General features: G+C 54.3%; 22 protein-coding genes. 20 read left to right on the top strand and 2 right to left on the bottom strand.

Annotation, left to right across the window (positions count from 1 at the left end; genetic code table 11):
- Positions 1 to 55: 55 nt before the first annotated feature.
- The 5 genes from PFRI_RS08355 (at position 56) to PFRI_RS08335 (ending at position 5,428) form a co-directional block, all read left to right on the top strand.
- A complete protein-coding gene (locus PFRI_RS08355; protein ID WP_072630247.1) occupies positions 56 to 517 on the top strand; it encodes a HupA family protein in 462 nt (153 codons plus the stop codon).
- 266 nt (positions 518 to 783) lie between these two features.
- Entirely contained in the window at positions 784 to 2,187 is a 1,404-nt protein-coding gene (gene leuC, locus PFRI_RS08350) for a 3-isopropylmalate dehydratase large subunit (RefSeq protein WP_072630246.1), read from the top strand.
- Between the two features lie 416 nt (positions 2,188 to 2,603).
- A complete protein-coding gene (gene leuD, locus PFRI_RS08345; protein WP_072630252.1) occupies positions 2,604 to 3,209 on the top strand; it encodes a 3-isopropylmalate dehydratase small subunit in 606 nt (201 codons plus the stop codon).
- 396 nt (positions 3,210 to 3,605) lie between these two features.
- Positions 3,606 to 4,436: a hypothetical protein gene (locus tag PFRI_RS08340; protein WP_072630250.1), complete on the top strand. Its 831-nt coding sequence runs from the start codon at positions 3,606 to 3,608 to the stop codon at positions 4,434 to 4,436.
- A gap of 23 nt (positions 4,437 to 4,459) precedes the next feature.
- Complete coding sequence (locus PFRI_RS08335) at positions 4,460 to 5,428, top strand: endonuclease/exonuclease/phosphatase family protein (RefSeq protein WP_072630245.1); 969 nt, start codon at positions 4,460 to 4,462, stop codon at positions 5,426 to 5,428.
- Here the strand turns inward: PFRI_RS08335 and PFRI_RS08330 are convergent.
- The gene (locus tag PFRI_RS08330) at positions 5,412 to 6,317 is read right to left on the bottom strand and encodes a Rossmann-fold NAD(P)-binding domain-containing protein (protein ID WP_072630251.1); all 906 of its coding nucleotides are present in this window, start codon (positions 6,315 to 6,317) and stop codon (positions 5,412 to 5,414) included. The genes PFRI_RS08335 and PFRI_RS08330 overlap by 17 nt on opposite strands.
- A 90-nt stretch (positions 6,318 to 6,407) precedes the next feature.
- Between PFRI_RS08330 and PFRI_RS08325 the strand changes: the two genes are divergently transcribed.
- From PFRI_RS08325 to PFRI_RS08290, 8 genes are all read left to right on the top strand, one after another.
- The gene (locus PFRI_RS08325; RefSeq protein WP_072630244.1) at positions 6,408 to 7,316 is read left to right on the top strand and encodes a LysR family transcriptional regulator; all 909 of its coding nucleotides are present in this window, start codon (positions 6,408 to 6,410) and stop codon (positions 7,314 to 7,316) included.
- A 61-nt stretch (positions 7,317 to 7,377) separates the two neighbouring features.
- Positions 7,378 to 8,481 carry a 3-isopropylmalate dehydrogenase gene (leuB, locus tag PFRI_RS08320; protein ID WP_072630243.1) on the top strand — a complete coding sequence of 368 codons (1,104 nt, stop codon included), beginning with the start codon at positions 7,378 to 7,380 and terminating at the stop codon, positions 8,479 to 8,481.
- A 106-nt stretch (positions 8,482 to 8,587) separates the two neighbouring features.
- A complete protein-coding gene (locus PFRI_RS08315; protein WP_072630242.1) occupies positions 8,588 to 9,550 on the top strand; it encodes a DMT family transporter in 963 nt (320 codons plus the stop codon).
- 6 nt (positions 9,551 to 9,556) lie between these two features.
- A complete protein-coding gene (locus PFRI_RS08310; RefSeq protein ID WP_072630241.1) occupies positions 9,557 to 10,282 on the top strand; it encodes an SGNH/GDSL hydrolase family protein in 726 nt (241 codons plus the stop codon).
- A 218-nt stretch (positions 10,283 to 10,500) separates the two neighbouring features.
- A complete protein-coding gene (locus PFRI_RS08305) occupies positions 10,501 to 11,601 on the top strand; it encodes an ABC transporter ATP-binding protein (protein ID WP_072630240.1) in 1,101 nt (366 codons plus the stop codon).
- 119 nt (positions 11,602 to 11,720) lie between these two features.
- Positions 11,721 to 12,830 carry an extracellular solute-binding protein gene (locus PFRI_RS08300; RefSeq protein ID WP_072630239.1) on the top strand — a complete coding sequence of 370 codons (1,110 nt, stop codon included), beginning with the start codon at positions 11,721 to 11,723 and terminating at the stop codon, positions 12,828 to 12,830.
- Positions 12,831 to 12,899: 69 nt separating this feature from the next.
- The gene (locus PFRI_RS08295; RefSeq protein ID WP_084649644.1) at positions 12,900 to 14,183 is read left to right on the top strand and encodes an ABC transporter permease; all 1,284 of its coding nucleotides are present in this window, start codon (positions 12,900 to 12,902) and stop codon (positions 14,181 to 14,183) included.
- A gap of 4 nt (positions 14,184 to 14,187) precedes the next feature.
- Positions 14,188 to 15,366: an ABC transporter permease gene (locus PFRI_RS08290; protein WP_072630237.1), complete on the top strand. Its 1,179-nt coding sequence runs from the start codon at positions 14,188 to 14,190 to the stop codon at positions 15,364 to 15,366.
- Positions 15,367 to 15,441: 75 nt separating this feature from the next.
- On the opposite strand, the gene PFRI_RS08285 is transcribed toward PFRI_RS08290, so the two are convergent.
- Positions 15,442 to 16,311: a branched-chain amino acid aminotransferase gene (locus tag PFRI_RS08285; RefSeq protein WP_072630236.1), complete on the bottom strand. Its 870-nt coding sequence runs from the start codon at positions 16,309 to 16,311 to the stop codon at positions 15,442 to 15,444.
- Positions 16,312 to 16,461: 150 nt separating this feature from the next.
- On the opposite strand from PFRI_RS08285, the gene PFRI_RS08280 reads away from it, so the two are divergent.
- From PFRI_RS08280 to PFRI_RS08250, 7 genes are read left to right on the top strand one after another with little or no spacing between them, the layout of a single operon-like run.
- On the top strand, positions 16,462 to 16,968 hold the full coding sequence (locus tag PFRI_RS08280) for a MarR family winged helix-turn-helix transcriptional regulator (protein ID WP_072630235.1): 507 nt from the start codon (positions 16,462 to 16,464) through the stop codon (positions 16,966 to 16,968).
- Positions 16,965 to 17,666 carry a response regulator gene (locus PFRI_RS08275; RefSeq protein ID WP_072630234.1) on the top strand — a complete coding sequence of 234 codons (702 nt, stop codon included), beginning with the start codon at positions 16,965 to 16,967 and terminating at the stop codon, positions 17,664 to 17,666. Before PFRI_RS08280 ends, PFRI_RS08275 begins: the two co-directional genes overlap by 4 nt.
- Before the next feature lie 23 nt (positions 17,667 to 17,689).
- A complete protein-coding gene (locus tag PFRI_RS08270; protein WP_072630233.1) occupies positions 17,690 to 18,616 on the top strand; it encodes a histone deacetylase family protein in 927 nt (308 codons plus the stop codon).
- Positions 18,613 to 18,855, top strand: a complete 243-nt coding sequence (locus PFRI_RS08265; protein WP_072630232.1) for an exodeoxyribonuclease VII small subunit — start codon at positions 18,613 to 18,615, stop codon at positions 18,853 to 18,855. The genes PFRI_RS08270 and PFRI_RS08265 overlap by 4 nt, the downstream gene beginning before the upstream one ends.
- Positions 18,856 to 18,869: 14 nt before the next feature.
- Positions 18,870 to 19,724 (top strand): polyprenyl synthetase family protein, encoded by an 855-nt coding sequence (locus PFRI_RS08260; RefSeq protein WP_072630249.1) that lies wholly within the window; start codon positions 18,870 to 18,872, stop codon positions 19,722 to 19,724.
- A 24-nt stretch (positions 19,725 to 19,748) separates the two neighbouring features.
- Positions 19,749 to 21,677 (top strand): 1-deoxy-D-xylulose-5-phosphate synthase, encoded by a 1,929-nt coding sequence (gene dxs, locus PFRI_RS08255; RefSeq protein ID WP_072630231.1) that lies wholly within the window; start codon positions 19,749 to 19,751, stop codon positions 21,675 to 21,677.
- Positions 21,674 to 22,864: a cytochrome P450 gene (locus PFRI_RS08250; protein WP_072630230.1), complete on the top strand. Its 1,191-nt coding sequence runs from the start codon at positions 21,674 to 21,676 to the stop codon at positions 22,862 to 22,864. Before dxs ends, PFRI_RS08250 begins: the two co-directional genes overlap by 4 nt.
- The last annotated feature ends 3 nt before the right edge of the window (positions 22,865 to 22,867 follow it).

Genomic DNA, 22,867 nt, shown 5'->3' with positions numbered 1-22,867 from the left:
CGATGGTTGAGCAAACTCTACATTAAACTGAGGGAAGTTTCGGGGGGCAGGTCAGTTGCAAGAAGAAAACCGGTCGCTGACCCGCACGGCGATGGCTGATCTGCCGCCCTCGGGAAGCGCGACCTATACAGGCTTTGCACAGGTGATTTCGGATCGTTCCGTGATTCCCACCGCGAGCACAGAGCTTGTCGGCAAGGCGAACCTTGAGGTGGGATTCGCAGGTACGGGCAGTATGACCGGTACGATTGATGATTTTGATGACAATGGCACTGAATATGGCGGATCGCTTACGGTGAGTGGTGGCGAAATCAGCGCTGGGCCAAATGGGCCACAAGTGCAGAGCGCTGTGTCAGGGACATTGACGAACGGCGGCGCGTCTTATGATGTGGATGGTAATATTACCGGCGGTTTCTTAGGTCCTGACGGTGAATACCTCAATGGATTTGATGACATCACGGTGACCTCTGGTGGCAAGACGTCCAACACCAACATCTCTTTGAATGCCGCACGCGAGTAGGCTCTCCCTCTTACTATGTCTTATTGTGTGAACAGGCATGCCAGAGTTTCCCCGCTTTGGCATGCCCACTTGCCCGCGCCTGTGCGGATGTGTATTTACGCCTACATGAAACAAGTTTTCGATCTGAACGAGCACGCGCGCTTGCGCGAACGCTTTTACGGCGCATCGCGCGCTGTGCTGGCCCGACTACCCTGAGCACGCTCTGATCTGGCAGCGCTGTGCTGCACCACAATTCAATTTAGCCAACTATGACGGGAGTGGACCAAATGTCCCCCAAAACGATCTATGACAAAATCTGGGATGCGCATATCGCGCATGAAGCGGAAGATGGCACATGCCTGCTTTATATCGACCGCCACCTTGTGCACGAAGTAACGTCGCCGCAGGCCTTTGAAGGTTTGCGCATGACGGGCCGCACCGTGCGCGCACCTGACAAGACGATTGCTGTGCCGGATCACAACGTTCCAACTACACTGGATCGTGTGAACGGGATCGACAACGTCGAGAGCAAGATCCAAGTGGATGCGCTGGACAAGAACTCCAAGGATTTTGGCATTCACTACTATCCAGTGTCTGACGTGCGTCAGGGCATCGTGCATATCGTTGGTCCTGAGCAAGGCTGGACCCTTCCGGGCATGACCGTGGTTTGTGGCGACAGCCACACAGCGACCCACGGCGCATTCGGAGCACTTGCGCATGGCATCGGCACATCCGAGGTAGAGCACGTTCTGGCCACGCAAACGCTGATTCAGAAAAAGTCCAAGAACATGAAGGTCGAGATCACAGGCAAGCTAAAGCCAGGTGTGACCGCCAAAGACATCACCATGTCCGTGATCGGCAAGACCGGCACAGCTGGTGGTACTGGCTACGTGATTGAATATTGCGGTGAGGCCATTCGTGACCTTAGCATGGAAGGGCGTATGACCGTCTGCAACATGGCAATCGAGGGCGGCGCGCGAGCCGGTCTGATCGCACCTGACGAGAAAACCTATGCGTATTGCAAAGGTCGCCCACACGCACCGAAAGGCGCGGAATGGGAAGCGGCTGAGGCGTACTGGCGCACGCTCTTCACCGACGAAGGTGCGCATTTTGATAAGGTCGTCACACTTGATGGCGCAGAGATTGAGCCAAGCGTAACGTGGGGCACATCCCCAGAGGACGTTCTGCCGATTTCAGCAGTTGTTCCAAGCCCCGATGATTTTGAGGGTGGCAAGGTCGATGCTGTGAAGCGCGCGCTTGAGTATATGGGCCTCACACCCGGTCAAAAGCTGACAGACATCGAGATCGACACAGTCTTTATCGGATCTTGCACAAACGGTCGTATCGAAGATTTCCGCGCTGTTGCAGAAGTCGTCAAAGGCAAGAAGATCAAAGAAGGCATGCGCGCGATGATCGTGCCGGGCTCTGGTCTTGTGCGTGCGCAGGCTGAAGAAGAGGGTCTTGCGGATATCTTCCGTGAGGCCGGTTTCGATTGGCGCCTCGCGGGTTGTTCTATGTGCCTCGCGATGAACCCTGATCAGCTGTCCGAGGGCGAGCGTTGCGCGGCAACTTCGAACCGCAATTTCGAGGGTCGCCAAGGCTACAAAGGGCGCACGCATCTTGTGTCCCCTGCGATGGCTGCGGCTGCGGCACTTACGGGCCGTCTCACTGATATTCGTGAGATGACCTAATGAAACGGCGTGGCTTTCTACAACTGCTGGGGAGCGCGATGACCGCGCCCTTATTGCCTGCGCTCCCTATGGGCGCGGCGACTGTGGGGACCGCACGCAAAGCGGCTTACCCTGCTTTAGCGATGAAGATGGCGTTGGATCAAGCAAAGCACCGTGTGAATTTCTCGGTGTTTAGCATGGCGCAGCAGCTTGGTTTGCAGATCGATCAAGCGAATGCTTTGATGGTCGATCTCTCCAAGAGGGGCGTGATCGGTCCGATCCAAGGCACAACTGCCTCTGGGCGCTGGGCGCAGAGCCGCATGTGGCAACGTCCCGCGGGAAGCGTCGTTGCGACCCGTACGGTCGCCACACAGTCACGCACACAAAATACTCCAAACAGCACTGCGGACCGCGCAGATGCGACAAAGGAAACGACAATGGAAAAATTTGACACCCTCTCTGGTATCGCAGCACCCATGCCGCTGGTGAATATCGACACAGACATGATTATCCCAAAGGTGTTTTTGAAGACGATCAAACGCACGGGCCTTGGCGCGAACCTCTTTGATGAAATGCGCTTTGACCGTGAAGGCAATGAGATTGAGGACTTCGTTCTCAACAAACCAGCGTATCGCGAAGCACAGATCATTGTGGCGGGCGACAACTTTGGCTGCGGCTCTTCGCGCGAACATGCGCCTTGGGCACTTGCGGATTTTGGGGTCAAATCGGTGATCTCTACATCCTTCGCGGACATCTTTTACAACAACTGCTTCAAGAACGGCATTCTGCCGATCATCTTGCCGCAGGACGCGGTTGATGTGTTGATGAAGGACGCGGAAAAAGGCGCAAACGCGCGCATGGACATCGATCTTGAGGCGCAGACGGTCACAACCTCGGATGGTGAAGTGTTCTCGTTCGAGGTGGATAGCTTCAAGAAGCATTGCTTGATGAACGGCTTGGACGACATCGGCCTAACGATGGAAAAAGCCAGTGCAATCGACACATTCGAGGCCGCGGCATCTGCTGCACGTCCTTGGGTTTAAGGTCTATCTAAAAATACTACCGAGAGGCGAAGTTGGATTTTCCAGCTTCGCCTTTTTAGTTAACGAGAGGTTTACGATCTTTGCGCCTGCTACCTCTCGCATTCTTTCATTTGTTACAGGTTTTCGGATGAATAGCGCTGCAAAACCCATCGACCACAACATGTAGTGCTTTGATTTTCTTGTGCCTTTTTCTTGCGCACCAATTGATGCAATCTCGCACCAGTCTCGCCCTCTTTTAGCCCATTTGATTGAGCTTATTAGGGAGGCAGCTTGAGAAACTGGCTCGATCAAGGCACAAATGAGGCGAGATCGAGGCATACCGTTTTAGCGAACGGGCTCAAGTTGGAACAAGCGGTCGGCATCGTATCGGCAGCGTCCAAGTTGAAGGGAAACGACGTGGTTACGAATATTATTGGTGCAGTTTTGCGCTCGATACTCGTGTGGATTTTAGTCATCACACCATCTGTGATTTTGACAGGGATCGTGGGCGAAAGCAGCTTTACGGTTGTCTTCATCGCGTTCTTGGCGGCTTTGTTCACATTTGTAGAGTACTTCTTCAAATATCCTTCAATTATTGAATTCCGTTTTGCAGCGCCGTTTAACAGGCATCGGTATGTGACGATCCTTGCGATTGTGACGGCCTTGTCCTTGGTCTGCAAAGGTGTGTTCGAGCCGACAGAACTAACCTTGTCGATCAAACACTGGGGCGACATGCTAGGCCGCGCGATTGATGTGCCTTACTCGCCGGTTCGTTTGATCATTCTGATGCTCGATGCGGATGCGTCTATCGAGTTGGTCGAGATTGTGCGCACTGCCGCTGGCCTCGCCTATGCAATTTCCCTGTTGTCGCTGGTTGTCTTCATACTGCTGGTGCGCGTTGCCAACTGGCCCACGCGTACTGGTGCGTTCAACGTGTGGCTAAACCTGCCATTGTTTGACCCGACAGGTGGCGGCGATGTTCTGGTACGCCTGAAAAGAGATGCGAATATTAACATTATCTTTGGATTTTTGCTGCCATTCTTGATCCCAGCGATTGTGAAAACTGCAACGGATCTTGTCGGTAACTTGACGATGGATGATCCGCAAACTCTGATTTGGACGATAAGCGCATGGGCCTTTCTACCAGCAAGCATGATTATGCGGGGTGTCGCGATGGGTCGTTTAGCGGAAATGATCGAAGAGAAACGTCGCCGCGCTTATGCGCAAACAGAAGCGCAAATCGCTTAATCTTAATTCTATGCCTTGTTTTGATGCCCTTCGCACTTAGTGCGGAGGGTTTTCGCGTTGCGACCTTTCATGCTGAGTTAACACGCAAAGGCCCGGGTCTATTGCTGCGCGACATTGAGCGCGGGAAAGACAAGCAAATTTCGGCTTTGAAGCTGGTCGTCGCAGCTGTTGACCCCGATGTGTTGCTCTTGACGAAAGTGGACTTTGATCTCGAACAACGCTCGGCGGCGGCTCTGCGCGATGCGTTGGGCTATCCGCATATGTTTACGTTGGCTCCGAATACGATGATCACGACGCAGTTGGACTTGAACGGCGACAAGCGGGTGGGAGATCGCCAAGCGTGGGCGCGCTATGCGGGAGAGGGTGCTATGCTGTTGTTGTCCAAGCACCCAGTTGAATTGCGCTATCATCTCAATAATCTGCTGTGGAAGGATGCGCCGCGCGCGCAGATGCCTGAAGCTGGGTTCTTGAGTGCGTTAGCGATTGCTGAGTTGAAAGTGGTAAGCCAAGGGCTTTGGGTCGTAGAGGTTGTTACCGCGAAACACGGGCCAATCACGCTTGTCGCGTTCCAGAATCAGACACCCGTGTTTGATGGCCCTCAGGACTTTAACGGATTGCGAAATCGAGCGCAGTTGAGGCTATTGAATGACGTGATGGAGGGCGCTTTTGGTGATTTTCCTTTGAAACGTTTCGTTTTGCTCGGCAATAGCAATCTTGATCCGAAAAGAGGGGACGGCGACCGCACAGCAATAGGCGCGTTGCTTGCCGACAAGAGGCTGAGTGATGCAAAACCGCTCAGCACACTTGGCGGTGATACGACTGCGCAATGGGAAAACCCTGGCTCGATGCGCGTGTCTTACGTTTTGCCAAGTGCTGATTGGAAGATCAAAAGTTCAGGGGTATTTTGGCCCGACGCAGGCCCGCTCCACAAAGCAGCAGAGCAAGCAAGTCGGCATAGACTGGTTTGGATAGATATCAGACCGCCGCCGTAGTGAGCTGCGGCTTGGCCCCTTTGGGAAGGACGACAAAGTCAGTCGCTTGGCGGAACGCGTCAACCATTGGTGTGGGTTCAAAATCGGGCACAAGCGCTTTGAATTTCGAACCGTCCAGAGAATGCGGCGTGTTCCAAATGTAGCGCATTTCAAAGATGTGTTTCATCTCTGGCATAAACGGCCACGCAAAGCGCAGGGGCCACCAAGCCATCTCTTTTATGCGCACGTCATGGTTACGCGCTTGTGCAATGCTCGCAGCCATTTGCTCTGCGGTCAGGGTGTAGCCCTCAAAACAAATGTCTGCGAAACGATCCAGCGTATCGCGCTGCTCTGCCAGCAGCACCGCTGCGTGTGCGAGATCCGGAAGAAATGCCCAAGCGCGCGGGATGCCCGCTGTGCCCGGGAAGGTGAGCGCACCTTTACGCAGACTCGGAGCCATGATCCTGTCGAACCAGTTGCCAGAGGCTTCGGTGTCGAGATAATCCCCCGCGCGCAGAATGATCGTGCGCACGCCAGCGTCGCGGTAGCTTTGCTCCATTTTGATACGGATTTGACCTAGTAAGTTGGTCGCATGATGTGGGCTCGTTGGCGACCATGGGGCAGGGGTGTTCTCTCCGAATACATATACATTGCCTGGGATGATCACGGTGGCATCATTAACCAACGCCGCGCGATGGACCGCAGGCTGCATCGCCAATACCTGCGCTTGCCAATGTTGATAGGGCGGGTTCCAAGCTTGCACGATCACATCAACGCCGCGTGCGGCAGTTTCCAAAGTGTCGATCTTGCGATCAAAACGGCGCACTTGCCAACCCGCGTTTTCAAAAGCTGTCGCAGCGTTGCGGCCAAAACGACCCGTAGGGCCAAGAACTAGAACTGTCTGTGTCATGTCATTCTCCATGTGTTGATGAAGACTGTATGATCTATGCATGATCATTAGGGTATTTACCAAAATTAAAGATCATGTATTCATTATTGAATGGACAAAGCCCTTAACGACTTTGATTGGTCACTCATTCGCGCGTTTCTCGCGGTCGCCGAAACAGGTTCGCTTTCGGGCGCTGCTCGCAGTCTGTCGCTAAGTCAGCCAACACTGGGTCGGCAGATCAAGCAGCTTGAGAATCAGACGGGTTTGCGCCTGTTCGAGCGTCAAGCGCGTGGGTTGGAATTGACCGATACGGGGGAAAGCTTGCTTGAGCCTGCCCGCGCCATGCGTGCCGCTTTTGGGCAATTGCGCCTGCGTGCCGCAGGGCGTGATCACAAGATGGAAGGCACCGTGCGTATTACCGCGAGCGAAGTCATGGCGCATCACGTGCTGCCCAAGATTATCGCTGGAATGCGAGAGGCAGAGCCGAACATCCAGATCGAATTGGTCCCATCTGATGCCAGTGAAAACCTGCTGTTTCGTGAGGCTGATATCGCCGTGCGCACGTATCGCAGCACACAGCTTGACGTGATCACCAAGCAGATTGGCACCGTAGAAATGGGGATTTACGCCGCCAAAAGCTACCTAGCGAAGCACGGCACACCCGAGCGGATTGATGACCTACTGAACCATACGATCGTCGGCTATGACCGCGATGACCGCATAATCGTTGGCATGCGTGATCTGGGCTGGCCGGCGACGCGTGAATTCTTTGACGTGCGCTGCGATGATCAGAATACCTATTGGGAACTCGTGCGCGCAGGTTGTGGCGTCGGGTTCACGCAGCGGTCCTTCGCGAGTGTTGATCCTTTGATTGCGCGCGTTTTGCCAGAAGTGGAACTGCCGACGCTTCCCATTTGGCTTGCGGCCCCTGAAGTGATGCGCAGTACGCCAAGGATCAAGCGGGTTTGGGATATGTTGGAAGAGGGGATCAGTGCGGTGTTTGGAAGAGGCGAAGCTTGACCCTAAGGCCCCTTCTAGGTAGGGCGATGCGCAACACATTAACCCATTCAGGAAGTGCGCAATGAGCAACCCATCTCTCCTTATTCTGGCCGGTGACGGCATTGGCCCCGAAGTTATGGCGCAGGTTCAGCGGATTATTGGCTGGTATGGCGACAAGCGCGGTCTGAACTTCGACGTGAGCGAAGACCTTGTGGGCGGTGCGGCTTATGACGCGCATGGCACGCCGTTGCACGATGATACTATGGCCAAAGCGCAGGCGGTGGACGCGGTTCTGCTTGGTGCTGTGGGTGGTCCGAAATACGACGATCTGGACTTTTCGGTAAAGCCAGAGCGCGGTTTGCTGCGTCTTCGTAAAGAGATGGATTTGTTCGCGAACCTGCGTCCAGCGCAGTGCTTTGACGCGCTTTCTGAGTTTTCATCGCTAAAGACGGAACTCGTGTCCGGCCTTGATATCATGATCGTGCGTGAGTTGACCTCCGGTGTTTATTTTGGCGAACCACGCGGTATCTTTGAAGAGGGCAACCAGCGGGTTGGCATCAACACGCAGCGCTATACAGAAGCCGAGATCGAGCGCGGCGCGCGTGCGGCGTTTGAACTGGCCATGAAGCGTGACAAGCGTCTTTGCTCCATGGAAAAAGCCAACGTGATGGAAAGCGGCATTCTGTGGCGCGAAGTTGTGACAGAAGTGTCCAAGGATTATCCAGAGGTCGCGCTGTCGCACATGTATGCAGATAATGGCGCGATGCAGTTGGTGCGTGCGCCAAAGCAGTTTGATGTGATCTACACAGATAACCTGTTCGGCGATATTCTGAGCGATTGCGCGGCAATGTTGACGGGTTCGCTTGGTATGTTGCCATCTGCCTCCCTTGGTGCGCCGATGGAGAATGGTCGCCCGAAAGCATTGTACGAGCCAGTACACGGTTCTGCGCCTGACATCACAGGTCAGTGCAAAGCGAACCCGTCTGCTTGTATCCTGAGCTTTGCAATGGCTTTGCGCTATAGCTTTGATCAGGGTGCTGAAGCGGATCGGTTGGAAGCAGCAGTTGAGAAAGTTCTTGCGGATGGCGTGCGCACAGCGGACCTGATGCAGGCGAACGACGGCACACCCGTTAGCACCACTGAAATGGGTGATGCGATCTTGGCTGCGCTCGACGCCTCGCTCTAAGCGGTCGTCAAAGTTATTGGCTAAGGCAGGCATAAACACTTGCCTTAGCATCCCATCATGTGATGTTTGCGGTGACGCCAACCCAATCACAGGATGGAGCTGACCAATGGGCAGCAACACAAAAGGCGCGCTGATTGTGCTGCTCGCTTTTGCGATTTTCTCGACACATGACATCATCGTAAAGTTCCTTGGCGCATCCTATTCGCCGATCCAGATCGTATTCTTTTCGGTTCTCTTTGGTTTTCCGTGGATGACGCTGATGCTGATCCGTGACACGAGCTCGGGGAATCTATTGCCGCGACATCCTTGGTGGACCGCCTTGCGCACGATTGCGACGACGCTGACGGGAATTTCTGCGTTTTATGCGTTCTCGAAACTGCCGCTCGCGCAGGTTTATGCGATCCTGTTTGCCGCTCCTTTGCTCATCACGATTCTGTCGATCCCAATATTGGGTGAGCAAGTGCGTTTGCGTCGCTGGGTTGCAGTGCTTATCGGGCTGTGTGGCGTTCTTGTGGTCTTGCGTCCGGGTGCCGAGCCTTTGACGTTGGGCCATCTCGCGGCACTTGTCGCCGCCGTTGGCGGGGCGCTTGCGTCGATCATTGTGCGCAAAATTGGCAAGGATGAGCGCAGTGTCGTACTGTTGATCTATCCGATGATGACCAATTTTATGATCATGGGGGCTGCTTTGCCGTTTGTGTATCAACCGATGCCGATGGAGCATTTGGGGGGCATCGTTGTGATGTCGATCATGGCGTTGATTGGCTCTGCATTGGTGATCGCAGCTTACAAGGCAGGTGAAGCAGTGATCGTCGCGCCGATGCAATATTCGCAGATCATCTGGGCGAGCGTCTTTGGCGCGCTCTTGTTCGGTGAAACGATGGATTTTGCAACGTTGTTGGGCGCTGTGATTATCATCGGTAGTGGCGTTTACATCGTCTTACGCGAAGGACGCGGAAATTCTTCAGAGAACACGCCGGTCCTGCGTACACGGACACGTACGGAGACGGGTACAAGCCTACGGATTGGGCCGCTGATCCGAGCGCGGCGCAAGCGTGAGACAAAAGAGTAAGCGCGCATGCTGCCCCTCGATATCCTTTTGCGTCCCCTCCTTTTACCAGTGATTTTGGTGCAAGCGATTGGTGTGCGTCGGCGCGCGCTCTCTTTGCCCGAAGCGATAGGTCCGCGCGAAGGCAACAGTGGGATAGGTCCTGAATTACGGCTGTTGATCGTTGGAGATTCATCCGCAGCGGGCGTCGGCGTACATACACAAAGTGAAGCGCTGAGTGGGCAGTTGGTCAAAGCGCTTGAGACTGAATTTAGTGTCACATGGCGCTTGATAGCGAAGACCGGAGCGACCTGTCGGTCAACGTTGGAAATGTTGATAGACGACCGCACAAAGCATACTGATACCTTCGATGTTGTCTTCATTGCGCTTGGGGTGAATGACGCTGTCAGGTTACGTTCGAAAAGAACGTTTCTACGCCGTCACCAAGCGGTCAGAGCTATCTTGCGCGCGCAATTTAGCGCTACATCAATCGTTGTTCCTGGCGTGCCCCCGCTTGGCGGGTTTCCTGCGTTGACGGGGCTGATGCGATGGGTGCTTGGTGCACATGCCAAACGGTTGGATCATGCGCTTTCGAGAGCATTGAGTAGAGAAGCACAAACCGCATATTTGTCGTTTGATCTACCGCTTACGGCGGATGCAATGGCAGAGGACGGCTACCACCCAAACGCGCAAAGCTATGTCATTTTGGGCGAACGTGGCGGGGCAGGCATTTCTACGTTGGTTCGTCAGATCTGATATGATTCTAACAAAGCGGCGTGCTTACTGAAATCGCTGCACAGGTAGCAGATGCCAGTTTTTTGACCTGTAGAACTTTGTTTTGCAGTGAAATAAACGGATTTTTCGGAAAACTTCGAAACAGGGGGTCAAACTGGTTGCTTTGATGGTCCCCGCGCGTTTTACTCTGCGAAGCGAAATGCAGGGCCAACCTGCTGCATGTATCAAGGGAGCCTCTTTTGGCCGATAGTGACCAAGGCGGCGCGTTCGTCGAATTCGACCGCGTACAGAAAAGCTACGATGGGGAAAATCTCGTCGTCAAAGATCTTAACCTATCATTGCCCAAGGGCGAGTTTCTGACAATGCTTGGGCCATCGGGTTCTGGCAAGACGACCTGCCTGATGATGCTCGCAGGTTTTGAGACGGCAACCAACGGCGATATTCGCCTTGATGGGCAGCCGATCAACAATATTCCACCGCATAAGCGTGGCATCGGCATGGTGTTCCAAAACTACGCCCTTTTCCCGCATATGACGGTTGCCGAAAACCTGAGCTTCCCTCTTGAAGTCCGAAAGATGGGCAAATCCGAGCGTGAAGCAAAAGTTAAGCATGTGCTTGAATTGGTCCAGATGGGTGAGTTCGGCGGGCGTCGTCCGTCACAGCTATCAGGTGGTCAGCAACAGCGTATCGCGCTTGCGCGTGCTTTGGTGTTTGAGGCTGAATTGGTCTTGATGGATGAGCCGCTTGGCGCGCTCGACAAGCAGTTGCGCGAAACCATGCAGTTCGAGATCAAGCGCATTGCAGATGATCTAGGCATCACAGTGGTATACGTCACGCACGACCAGACAGAAGCACTGACCATGTCAGATCGCGTTGCTGTGTTCGAAGATGGCCGCATCCAGCAGCTTGCGCCGCCGGACGAGCTTTATGAAAGCCCGCAGAACAGTTTCGTTGCGCAATTTATTGGCGAGAACAACACGCTTGAGGGCACTGTCAAAGAGATCAAGAACGGCATCGCTTTGGTGCAGCTTGATGGCGGCGGTCTGATTGATTGCAAGCCTGTGAATGTGACCAAAGCGGGTGAGCGTACGCGTGTGTCTATCCGCCCTGAGCGCGTTGAGTTTGACAAAACTCGCCTGCATGCTGACGCGCACACGCTGAAAGCCGAAGTGCTTGAGTTCATCTATATGGGCGATATTTTCCGCACACGCCTACGCGTCGCTGGACAGGATGATTTTATCATCAAGTCACGAAATGCGCCGGATCAGGTTCGCCTTGAGCCCGGCAGCGAGATTGAAATCGGTTGGTTGGCAGAAGACTGCCGCGCGCTCGACGCGTAAGCGATTTCATCGAATATCGAGCCGCACACTCACCGGCTCGATACCTAAAGAGGTTTCCACTTTGGACCCGTACCGGAAACCTCAAAAGTCTAACACGGGTAACTAGGGAGAATGTTATAATGACATTTACACGTACACTACTTGCTACATCCGCGCTTGTCGCAGTTGGCGGCACAGCATTTGCAGACGGCCACATGGCGTCTGACATGACACTCGTTAGCTGGGGTGGTGCATACCAAAACAGCCAGCAAAAAGCATATGTAGAGCCCTACATTGCAATGAACGAAGGCGTGACAGCCGTTTGGGACGAAAGCTCTGCTGAAGCGGTTGCGAAACTGCGCGCGATGAACGAAGCGGGCAACATCACTTGGGATCTCGTTGACGTCGTTGCGGCTGATGCGATCCGTTTGTGCGACGAAGGTCTCGCGATGGAAATCAATCCTGACGAAGATCTCGCAGATGCGCCAGACGGCACAAAAGCATCCGTCGACTTTGGCGATCTGATCGTATCCGACTGCTTTATCCCACAGATCGTGTATTCCACGACAATGGGTTACCGCACGGACCTCGTTGGTGACACAGCGCCTACAAGCGTTTGCGCAGTCTTTGATACAGAAGCGTATCCTGGCAAGCGTTCGCTTGAGAAGCGTCCAATCAACAACATGGAATGGGCTTTGATCTGTGACGGCGTTGCAAAAGACGACGTTTACTCCGTTCTGGAGACAGCCGAAGGTCAAGAGCGCGCACTTGCGAAGCTCGATACGATCAAAGACGATGTGATCTGGTGGTCTGCTGGTGCCGACACTCCACAGCTTTTGGCTGATGGCGAAGTTGTCATGGGTTCCACATACAACGGTCGTTTCTTCAGCTTGATCGAAGAGCAGAAGCAGCCAGTTGCGATGCTTTGGGACGCTCAGGTGTTTGACCTTGACGGTTGGATCATCCCAGCGGGTCTTCCTGCGGATCGTTTGGCGCGCGTTAAGGACTTCGTAAAGTTCGCAACAGACACACAGCGTCTTGCAGACCAGTCCAAGTATATCTCTTATGGCCCTGCACGTCTGTCTTCCGCACCATTGGTTGGCAAGCACGCAGACTTGGGTATCGACATGGCACCACACATGCCAACAGATCCTGCGAACGCAACGAACACGTTCCTCTACAACTACGAGTTCTGGGCTGATTACCGCGACGACATCGACGCGAAATTCCAGGCATGGTTGGCTAAGTAAGCCTTTCCTAACTTGAAGAGGCGGGCCTAGTTGGCCCGTCTCAACCCCCCTCTCATTCCCCTGAGGATAATGATGACAAGCGTTCCCGACACAGATGCCGCCGGCAGAGTCCTTTCCGCCGATGGCACCCCCCTCAAGCAATCTCTGAACCGCGCGCTGCGCCGTCAAAAGTTACGCGCCCTCGCGTTGATTGCTCCGCTTTTGATCTTTGTTCTCGTGTCTTTTGTGGCACCGATCCTCGATATGTTGTTCCGCTCTGTCGAAAACCAACTGATTTCTGACAACCTTCCTCAAACGGTTGTGATCCTAGAAGACTGGGACCCCAACAGTGGTGAATTGCCGAGCGAGGCGGTTTTTGAAGCCTTCGCGGGTGATCTGCAAATCGCCATCAGCAAAAAGGTACACACGCGCATTGGGTCTCGTTTGAACTACGAAAAACCCGGTATTTCTTCGCTGTTCCGCAAAGCAGGACGGCAGGTCAAGAAGTGGGACATCCCGAATGATGGTCCATACAAAGAAAAGTTCGCGGACCTGAACAAAGGGTTTGCCGACATTGAAGTGTGGCGCACGATCAAGACTTATAGTGGTGCCTATACCAACGGCTATTTCCTGAATTCTATCGACATGCAAAAGGGCGCTGATGGTGCCGAAGCGCGACCTGAAAACGAACAGATTTACATCACTTTGTTCATTCGCACGCTGATCATGTCGCTGGCGATTACCTCGCTTTGTATTTTACTCGGCTACCCGGTGGCTTGGATCTTGGCGAACCTGCCGTCGCGCACGGCAAACTTGTTGATGATCCTCGTGCTCTTGCCATTCTGGACATCGCTTTTGGTGCGCACATCCGCGTGGAAAGTGATGTTACAGGATCAAGGGGTGGTGAACGAAGTACTGGTCTGGATTGGTCTTGTTGCCGACGATTCACGACTGGCCTTAATTAACAACCAAACGGGCACGATCATTGCGATGACGCATATTCTGCTGCCCTTCATGATTTTGCCGCTCTACTCGGTGATGCAGACAATCTCGCCGACATACCTTCGCGCGGCGAAGTCATTGGGCGCGACGGATTGGACAGCGTTCTGGCGCGTGTACTTCCCGCAGTCTATTCCGGGTATTGGCGCGGGGTCGATCCTCGTGTTCATTCTATCGATCGGTTATTACATCACGCCTGAACTGGTGGGTGGCACGAAGGGTGTGTTCATCTCGAACCGGATTGCCTTCCATATTTTATCATCGCTGAATTGGGGTCTTGCCGCTGCGCTGGGCACTATTTTGCTGGTGGTCGTGATGGCCCTCTATTGGGCCTATGACAAGATTGTCGGCATCGACAACGTAAAGCTGGGATAAGAACATGGTCGCACTCACACCGATTTCGCGCAAACCCATGTCCTTTGTGGTTCCAACAGTTGCGGCGGCTGGCGCTGTCGCGGGCATCTTTGTTGGCGCTGCGCAAGGCTCGTCACTCTTGGGACTGCTTGTTGGCGCAGCTTTGCTGGCTGTAATCGCAGTCATCGTGATGCAAGACATTCTGCCTGAGCGCATGATGAAGTGGATCGTCACTGCGGGCTTTGCAATTGCGGGCTTTATCCTCGCGGGTTTGCCTGCGCTTATCATTGGCGCGCTGTTTGGGTGGTTCTTTGGTTGGTTCGCCTATTGGCTTTTTGAAGGTCGCTATCGCGGGAAAGTCGCGCCTTATCTGACCTCTGGGCAAGTGCTATGGCATTTCACGTTTCGTGTGATTTGTGGCGCGATCTTTGTGTTTTTGATCACGCCAATTCTTGTTGTGATGCCGCTCAGCTTCAACGCGCAGGACTTCTTTACCTTCACGCAAGAGATGCTGCGGTTTGATCCGGCTGGCTACTCGCTCAAGCACTATCGTGATTTCCTGACCAACCCTGAATGGACGAATGCCGTTGCCAATTCGCTGCGCATTGCGCCTGTGGCGACCTTGCTGTCGGTTTCACTGGGTACGCTCGCGGCAATTGGTTTGAGCCAAAGCCACGTCCCGGGACGTCGTGCGATTATGGCGATCCTGATTTCGCCAATGATTGTTCCACTGATCATCTCGGCTACTGGAATGTATTTCTTCTACGCCAAAATCGGTATTATTGGCACCTATTGGGGTGTGGTCCTCGCCCACACGGTACTGGGCATTCCCTTTGTGATTATCACCGTTACCGCGACGCTGGTTGGGTTTGACAACTCTTTGACGCGCGCAGCGGCGAATATGGGCGCGGGTCCTGTGAAGACTTTCTTCAAGATCCAAATGCCGCTCATCCTGCCAGGTGTTATTTCCGGCGGTTTGTTCGCGTTCATCACGTCCTTTGATGAAGTGGTTGTAGTGATCTTTATTGGTTCTGCGAAACTGCAAACGCTGCCTTGGCAGATGTTCACTGGATTGCGTGAACAGATCAGCCCAACGATTTTGGCGGCTGCGACGATCCTTGTGGGGATTTCTATCATCCTACTCACCATCGTTGAAATGTTGCGCCGCCGGTCCGAGCGCTTACGCGGGATGAGCCCAGCTTAATCCGGCCTCATAGAGCAATAAAAAAAGCCGGCTTCCCAGAGGAGCCGGCTTTTTTTATTGATATTTTCAGACGATCTATTCGCGAACAAGTTTCTCATACGCTTCAGAAATCTCTCGCGTGAGCGCGCCGACCTCAAAGTTGTAATCGCCGATCTGGCCAACGGGCGTTACCTCTGCCGCAGAACCGGTAAGCCAGCACTGCTCGAAGCCCTCTAGCTCTTCTGGCATGATGTGGCGCTCGTGCACCTTGATCTGGCGATCTTTCAAAACACCAATGATAGTCTGGCGCGTCAGGCCATTAAGGATCGAATCCGCGAGGGGAGTGTGCACTTCGCCGTCTTTCACGAAGAAGATATTCGCGCCCGTCGCCTCAGCAACGTAGCCGCGATAATCGAGGAACATCGCATCCGAGCAACCTTTTGCCTCTGCGGCATGTTTCGACATCGTGCAAATCATGTAAAGACCAGCAGCCTTGGCCGCGACAGGGATCGTCTCAGGCGAAGGGCGCTTCCATTTTGCGATGTCGAGCTTGGCACCCTTCATTTTGGCGTCGCCATAATAGTTGCCCCATTCCCATGCGGTCACAGCCATCCGAACCGGATTGCGCGAGGCCGCGACACCCATGTCAGGGCCAGCCCCGCGAAAGGCAACGACGCGCAGGTAGGCGTTTGTCAGACCATTTGCATCAAGGGTCGCGCGTTTGGCGGCCTCGATTTCGTCAACGCTGTAGGGAATATTCATGTCCATCAATTCGCCCGAAATCAAAAGACGTTTTGAATGCTCGCGACTTTTGAAAACTTTGCCATCATAGCACCGCTCGCCTTCAAACACGGAAGAAGCATAGTGCAGAGCATGGGTCAAAATATGCACATTGGCATCCCGCCATTCGACGAGTTTGCCGTCCATCCAGATTTTACCGTCGCGATCTGCATAAGATCCAGACATTGTGCTCTCCTTTCAATTTTTCCATTTGTTGCGCAATTTATGACCGAAGTGGACATAATCTTGCGCTGAAACTATGAATCGCTACCAGTCTGTTGTTGGAAAGTCAACAAAGCTGACTTATAATTTGCGAAAGGCTAAGGAAGGCGCATCATGTCAGATCGAAGTGCAGCGCAGCATAGCGATATGCTGTTGTTCCTCACAGACGAACAGTTACGCCAAGGGATCGAGGCGATGTTCTTTGCCTATCAGGGCTTTACCGCTGATCCTGATCGCATCCTATCCGAGATGGCTTATGGGCGCGCGCATCACCGTGCAGTGCATTTCATCAATCGCGCGCCGGGGACAACCGTGAACAATCTGCTCGGTATTCTTGGTGTGACAAAGCAGTCGTTGAACCGTGTGCTCAGGACTTTGATCGAGGACGGTTTGGTGCAAAGCAAAGTGGGTCGTGTGGACAAGCGCGAGCGGCATTTGTTCCTCACGGAGGCAGGTGCTGAGCTGGAGCGTAAACTCTCTGACGCACAAAGGGCGCGCATGCGAGCGGCGTATCGAGAAGCCGGTCCTGAGGCTGTGACTGGATTTCGCGCCGTACTTGAGGCAATGATGGACAAAGACATGCGCCGCAAATCGCGCGCGCTAAAGGAAGGCAGCACATGAGTGATCCCGACGCCCATCTTTTGATTGTAGACGACGACGAACGCATTCGCGGGTTGTTGCAAAAGTTCCTGATGCGTCACGGATTTCTGGTGACCGCTGCGCGCGATGCGGCCCATGCGCGACGCATTCTTGCGGGTCTCGATTTCGATTTGATCGTGCTGGATGTGATGATGCCGGGCGAAGACGGCGTGAGCCTGACGCGCGATCTGCGCAAGACCTCGCAAACGCCGATCATGTTGCTGACCGCTAAAGGTGAAACAGAAAACCGGATCGAAGGGCTAGAAGCAGGCGCGGATGACTACCTCGCCAAGCCGTTTGAACCTAAAGAGCTGCTGCTGCGCATCAACGCGATCTTGCGCCGTATGCCTGAAATTGAGGCGGCGGATACTGCACCCAAAGTCCTGCATCTTGGCCCAGTGCGTTATGATATAGAACGCGGCGAGATGTGGCACGGCGATGATCTCGTGCGTTTGACGGCGACTGAATCCCAACTGATGCGCATCTTCTCGAAACACGTGGGCGAACCTGTAAGCCGTGTGCAGTTGGTTGAGGACTTGGGCCGTGATCGCGGCCAAGCCCAAGAGCGCGCGGTCGATGTTCAGATCACTCGTTTACGCCGCAAGATCGAGATGGATCCGAAGCAACCTCGCTACATGCAGACCGTGCGCGGTGCTGGGTATATGCTGGCGCCTGATTGAAATTTCCACAGTAGGAGCGCGCTATGAACACAGCCCTCATCACCCATCCCGCTTGCCTTGAGCATGTCACACCCAGTGGCCACCCCGAACAGGTCGCGCGGCTCGAATACATTCTAAGCGCGCTCAAGGATAAAGACCTCAAGCGGGTCAAAGCGCCGATGGGCAGCGAAGACGATATCATGCGCTGTCACCCTGCGAGCCATATCACTGATCTGCGTTCTGCTCTGCCAAATGTGGGGAATCGTCAACTTGATGCGGATACGCATATGTCACCTGGTTCGCTCGACGCGGCGTTTCGTGCAGTGGGGGCAGTAACGAAAGCCGTAGATATGGTGATGGCGGGTGAAGCGGGAAATGCGTTCGCTGCGATCCGACCACCGGGGCACCATTGCGAAACAAGCACGCCCATGGGTTTCTGCCTGTTTGGCAATGTCGCGATCGGTGCGAAATATGCGCTTGAACATCACGGTCTGAGCCGAGTCGCTGTCGTGGATTTCGATGTGCATCACGGCAATGGCACGCAGGACCTCCTGTGGAATGAGGCGCGTGCACTTACGATCACATCCCAGCAAATGCCGCTTTGGCCCGGTTCTGGCGAACGCTCTGACAAGGGCGGCTTCGATAATGTTGTGAACCTACCGATTGAGCCCGAAAGCAGCGGGGATCAAATGCGCGCGCTTTACACGGCGGAAGTCTTCCCACGTTTGCGGGCGTTCAAGCCCGAGATGATCTTCATCTCTGCTGGCTTTGATGCGCACCAAGACGACCCGCTTGCAAACCTCAATTGGTCCACAGGGGATTTCAAATGGCTCACGAAAGAACTCTGCAAAATTGCGGGTGAAATATGCGACGGGCGTGTGGTCTCTGCGCTCGAAGGCGGTTATGATTTGGATGCGTTGGCCGAAGCGGTGGCTGCGCATGTAGATGCTTTGATGGAGGCCAGCGCATGAGCGATGCAAAAGTAGAAGAGATGAGCTTTGAGCAAGCCATGGGCGAGTTAGAGCAAGTGGTCAGCCAACTTGAGCGTGGGGATGTCCCTTTGGAGCAATCCATCACGCTATACGAGCATGGTGCAAAGCTGAAAAAGCACTGCGAAGCTAAGCTGAAAGAGGCCGAAGAAAAGGTCGCAGCGATCACATTTGATGGTGACGGCGCCCCTAAAGGAACCACACCTGTCGAGGGTCTGTGACACTTCAATCTGAAATGACCGGTTGGTCGGCTGAGGTGGATCAACATTTTACGCGCGTCTTGAGTGGCTTCGCGGATGTCCCGATTGTGCAAGCCATGCGCTACGCAACGACGGGTGGTAAACGCCTACGTGCGTTTTTTGTGCGCGAAAGTGCGCGTGTCTGCGGCGCTGACATTTCGCGTTCGATTGCGCCTGCTTGTGCCATAGAGGCGCTTCATGCCTACTCATTGGTGCACGATGATCTGCCCTGCATGGACGACGATGATCTGCGTCGCGGTCAGCCGACGGTTCATGTGAAATGGGACGATGCGACGGCGGTTTTATGTGGCGATGCTTTGCAAACGTTGGCGTTTGAGCTGGTAAGCGATCCTGCGTGTCACGATGACCCGTTTGTTCGTTCAACTCTGGCTTTGACGCTAGCCCGCGCGAGCGGTGCGGCGGGCATGGTTTACGGTCAAGCGCTCGATATTGCGGCGGAAAGTGCCGCAACACCTCTTACGCTGGAGCAAATCACAGAGCTGCAAAATGGCAAGACAGGCGCGCTGATTACATGGTCCGCTACTGCCGGTGCGATCCTTGCCAAGGCCGATACGGATGCGCTCAAAACTTACGGCGACGCACTCGGCCTCGCCTTTCAAATTGCCGACGACATTCTTGATGTAACCAGTGACGCCGAAACCCTCGGCAAAGCTGCACAAAAGGATGCGGATGCGGGCAAAGCGACATTCGTTTCGCTGCTAGGTCTAGACGGGGCAAAGAGCCGCGCCGAAACACTGGTGGAATCGGCCTGCGATGCATTATCTATCTATGGAAGCGACGCTGACCACCTGCGCGACGTCGCGCGTTTTGTGATCGAGCGTCGCTCGTAAGTTCTTTCTGAAAGGGCATGTGATATGTCTGACCGCCCGATAACCCCGCTATTGGACCGTGTGAACCGGCCCAGTGATCTCAAGCAATTCTCCGATGCTGAGCTGACGCGCGTCGCACAGGAACTGCGCAGTGAAACGATCTCGGCGGTGTCTGAGACAGGTGGTCACTTGGGTGCTGGTTTGGGCGTTGTAGAGCTGACAGTTGCTTTGCATTCCGTGTTTAACACACCGAAGGACAAGATCATTTGGGATGTGGGTCATCAGTGCTACCCCCATAAAATCCTGACAGAGCGTCGTGAACGCATTCGTACTTTGCGCATGAAAGATGGCCTGAGCGGTTTCACCAAACGCTCAGAGAGCGTCTATGATCCCTTCGGCGCTGCGCATTCCTCTACCTCTATTTCTGCTGCTTTGGGTTTCGCCGTTGCGCGTGATCTGGGCGGAGAATGTGCTGGCGGTTTGGGCGATGCGATTGCAGTGATTGGCGATGGCTCCATCAGTGCAGGCATGGCGTTTGAGGCGATGAACAATGCGGGTCACCTCAAGAAACGCATGTTCGTGATCCTGAATGACAACGAGATGAGTATCGCGCCGCCTGTGGGTGCGCTGTCGTCCTACCTCAGTCGTCTTTACGCGGAAGAGCCGTTTCAGGACCTGAAAACCGCCGCAAAAGGCGCGGTAAGTTTGCTGCCCGAACCCTTCCGTGAGGGTGCAAAGCGCGCCAAAGACATGCTCAAAGGGATGGCCGTTGGCGGCACTCTGTTTGAACAGCTTGGTTTCTCTTATCTTGGCCCAATCGACGGGCATGATATGGACCAACTCCTGCCTGTTCTGCGCACTGTTCAGGTGCGTGCGACGGGCCCTGTGTTGATCCATGTGATCACCAAAAAGGGCAAGGGCTACGCCCCTGCTGAGCAAGCGCGCGACAAAGGCCATGCGACTGCCAAGTTTGACGTGCTTACGGGTAAACAGCAAAAATCCGTTTCGAATGCACCCAGCTACACCAAGGTTTTCGCCGAAAGCCTGCTGAAAGAAGCGGCCGCTGACGACAAGATTTGCGCGGTTACGGCTGCGATGCCTGATGGCACAGGGTTGACGCAATTCGCGGAACGCTACCCGAGCCGTTGTTTCGATGTGGCGATTGCCGAGCAACACGGCGTGACCTTTTCCGCAGCACTTGCCGCTGGTGGGATGAAGCCGTTCTGCACGATGTATTCCACCTTCCTGCAACGCGGTTACGACCAAGTCGTTCACGATGTAGCAATCCAACGCTTGCCTGTGCGTTTCGCCATTGATCGTGCGGGACTTGTTGGTGCAGATGGCGCGACCCACGCAGGTGCTTTTGACGTTGCCTACCTCGCCAATCTGCCCGGTTTCACAGTGATGGCAGCTGCGGATGAAGCGGAACTCGTTCATATGGTTGCAACTGCGGTTGCCCATGATGAAGGGCCGATTGCGTTCCGTTTCCCGCGTGGTGAAGGGGTTGGCGTGGAAATGCCTGAGAAGGGTATTCCTTTGGAAATCGGCAAAGGCCGGATGATCCGTGAGGGCAAAGGTGTGGCGATCTTGTCCTTTGGCACACGTCTGAAAGAGGTGGAGGACGCTTGCGAAGCGCTCGCAGCCAAAGGGATCACACCTACAATTGCAGATGCACGTTTCGCGAAACCATTGGACCGCGATTTGATTTTACAGCTTGCAAATGACCACGAAGCCCTCATCACCATCGAAGAAGGCGCGATTGGTGGCTTTGGTTCTCACGTTGCGCAACTGCTCGCGGAAGCTGGCGTGTTTGATACGGGCCTGAAGTACCGCTCCATGGTTTTGCCGGATATTTTCATCGACCAGTCCAGCCCGCGTGATATGTACGCAGTGGCAAAACTGAACGCAGAAGACATCGAAGCCAAGGTTCTCAACACGTTGGGCGTCGCGCAAATCGCAAGCAAAAAGGCATGAGCCTGACGCTCACCAATCTGCCAAGCGGCTTTCACGACGACCCATATCCACATTACGCGCGTCTGCGCGAAGATGACCCCGTTTGCGCACAGCCGGACGGGTCTTTCATCATTTCGCGCCACGCTGACCTGGATATGATTTACCGCGATACAGCGCGTTTTATTTCTGACAAGAAGAAGGTGTTCGCCCCGAAATACGGTACGGCTGCGCCGCTCTATGAGCATCACACAACCTCGCTTGTGTTCAACGATCCACCGCTGCACACGCGCGTGCGCAAGATCATGGTAGGCGCGATGAACCCGCGCGCGCTCGCGTCTATGGAGCCGGGGTTGATCACTTTGGTGGACGGTCTGCTGGATGAGTTAGAGGGACAAACACAGGTCGATTTGATCGAGACTTTTGCAGGCGCTATTCCAATCGAAGTTATAGGTAATCTTTTCAATATCCCACGCGCGCGACGCGCACCGTTGCGCGATTGGTCTTTGGCGATTCTCGGTGCTTTGGAACCTGAGCTCACACCTGAGCAAGAAGCGCTTGGCAACCAAGCCGTTCTCGATTTCGTCGACTTCCTGCGAGAGATTGTAGATGAGCGACGGATCAATCCCGGCGATCCTGAAACTGATGTTCTGACGCGACTGATTCAGTCCGAGGAAGGGCGTCTAAGCCCTGAGGAGTTGTATCAGAACTGTATTTTCATTTTGAACGCAGGACATGAAACGACGACGAACCTGATTGGCAATGCTCTGATGTTGCTCGACAAGGATCGCTCAGCACGTGCGCGTTTGAGTGCGGAGCCGGATCTGATCACGACTGCTGTTGATGAGTTCCTGCGCATGGAAAGCCCTAATCAATTCGGTAATCGCCTGACCACCGAGGCGCTCACGCTGCATGGCACCCATATCCCCGAAGGAACGGATCTGTACCTTGGCATCGGAGCTGCCAATCGTGATGCTGCGCAATTCAACGACCCTGATACGCTGCAACTGGATCGACGCCCCAACAAGCATCTCGCGTTCGCGGGCGGTGCGCATACATGCGTCGGTCTCACGCTTGCTCGGATGGAGGGGCGCTTTGCGGTGAGTAAGTTCTTAAAGCGCTTTCCCGATTATGAAATTGCGCAAGACACCGCGCGCTCTGCCCGTATCCGGTTTCGTGGGTTCACACGCTTACCTGCACGTTTAAAATAAAGG

Origin of the sequence: Planktotalea frisia (assembly GCF_001890925.1) — a bacterium.
Lineage (GTDB): Bacteria > Pseudomonadota > Alphaproteobacteria > Rhodobacterales > Rhodobacteraceae > Planktotalea > Planktotalea frisia.
This window is presented reverse-complemented; position numbering and strand designations above follow the sequence as displayed.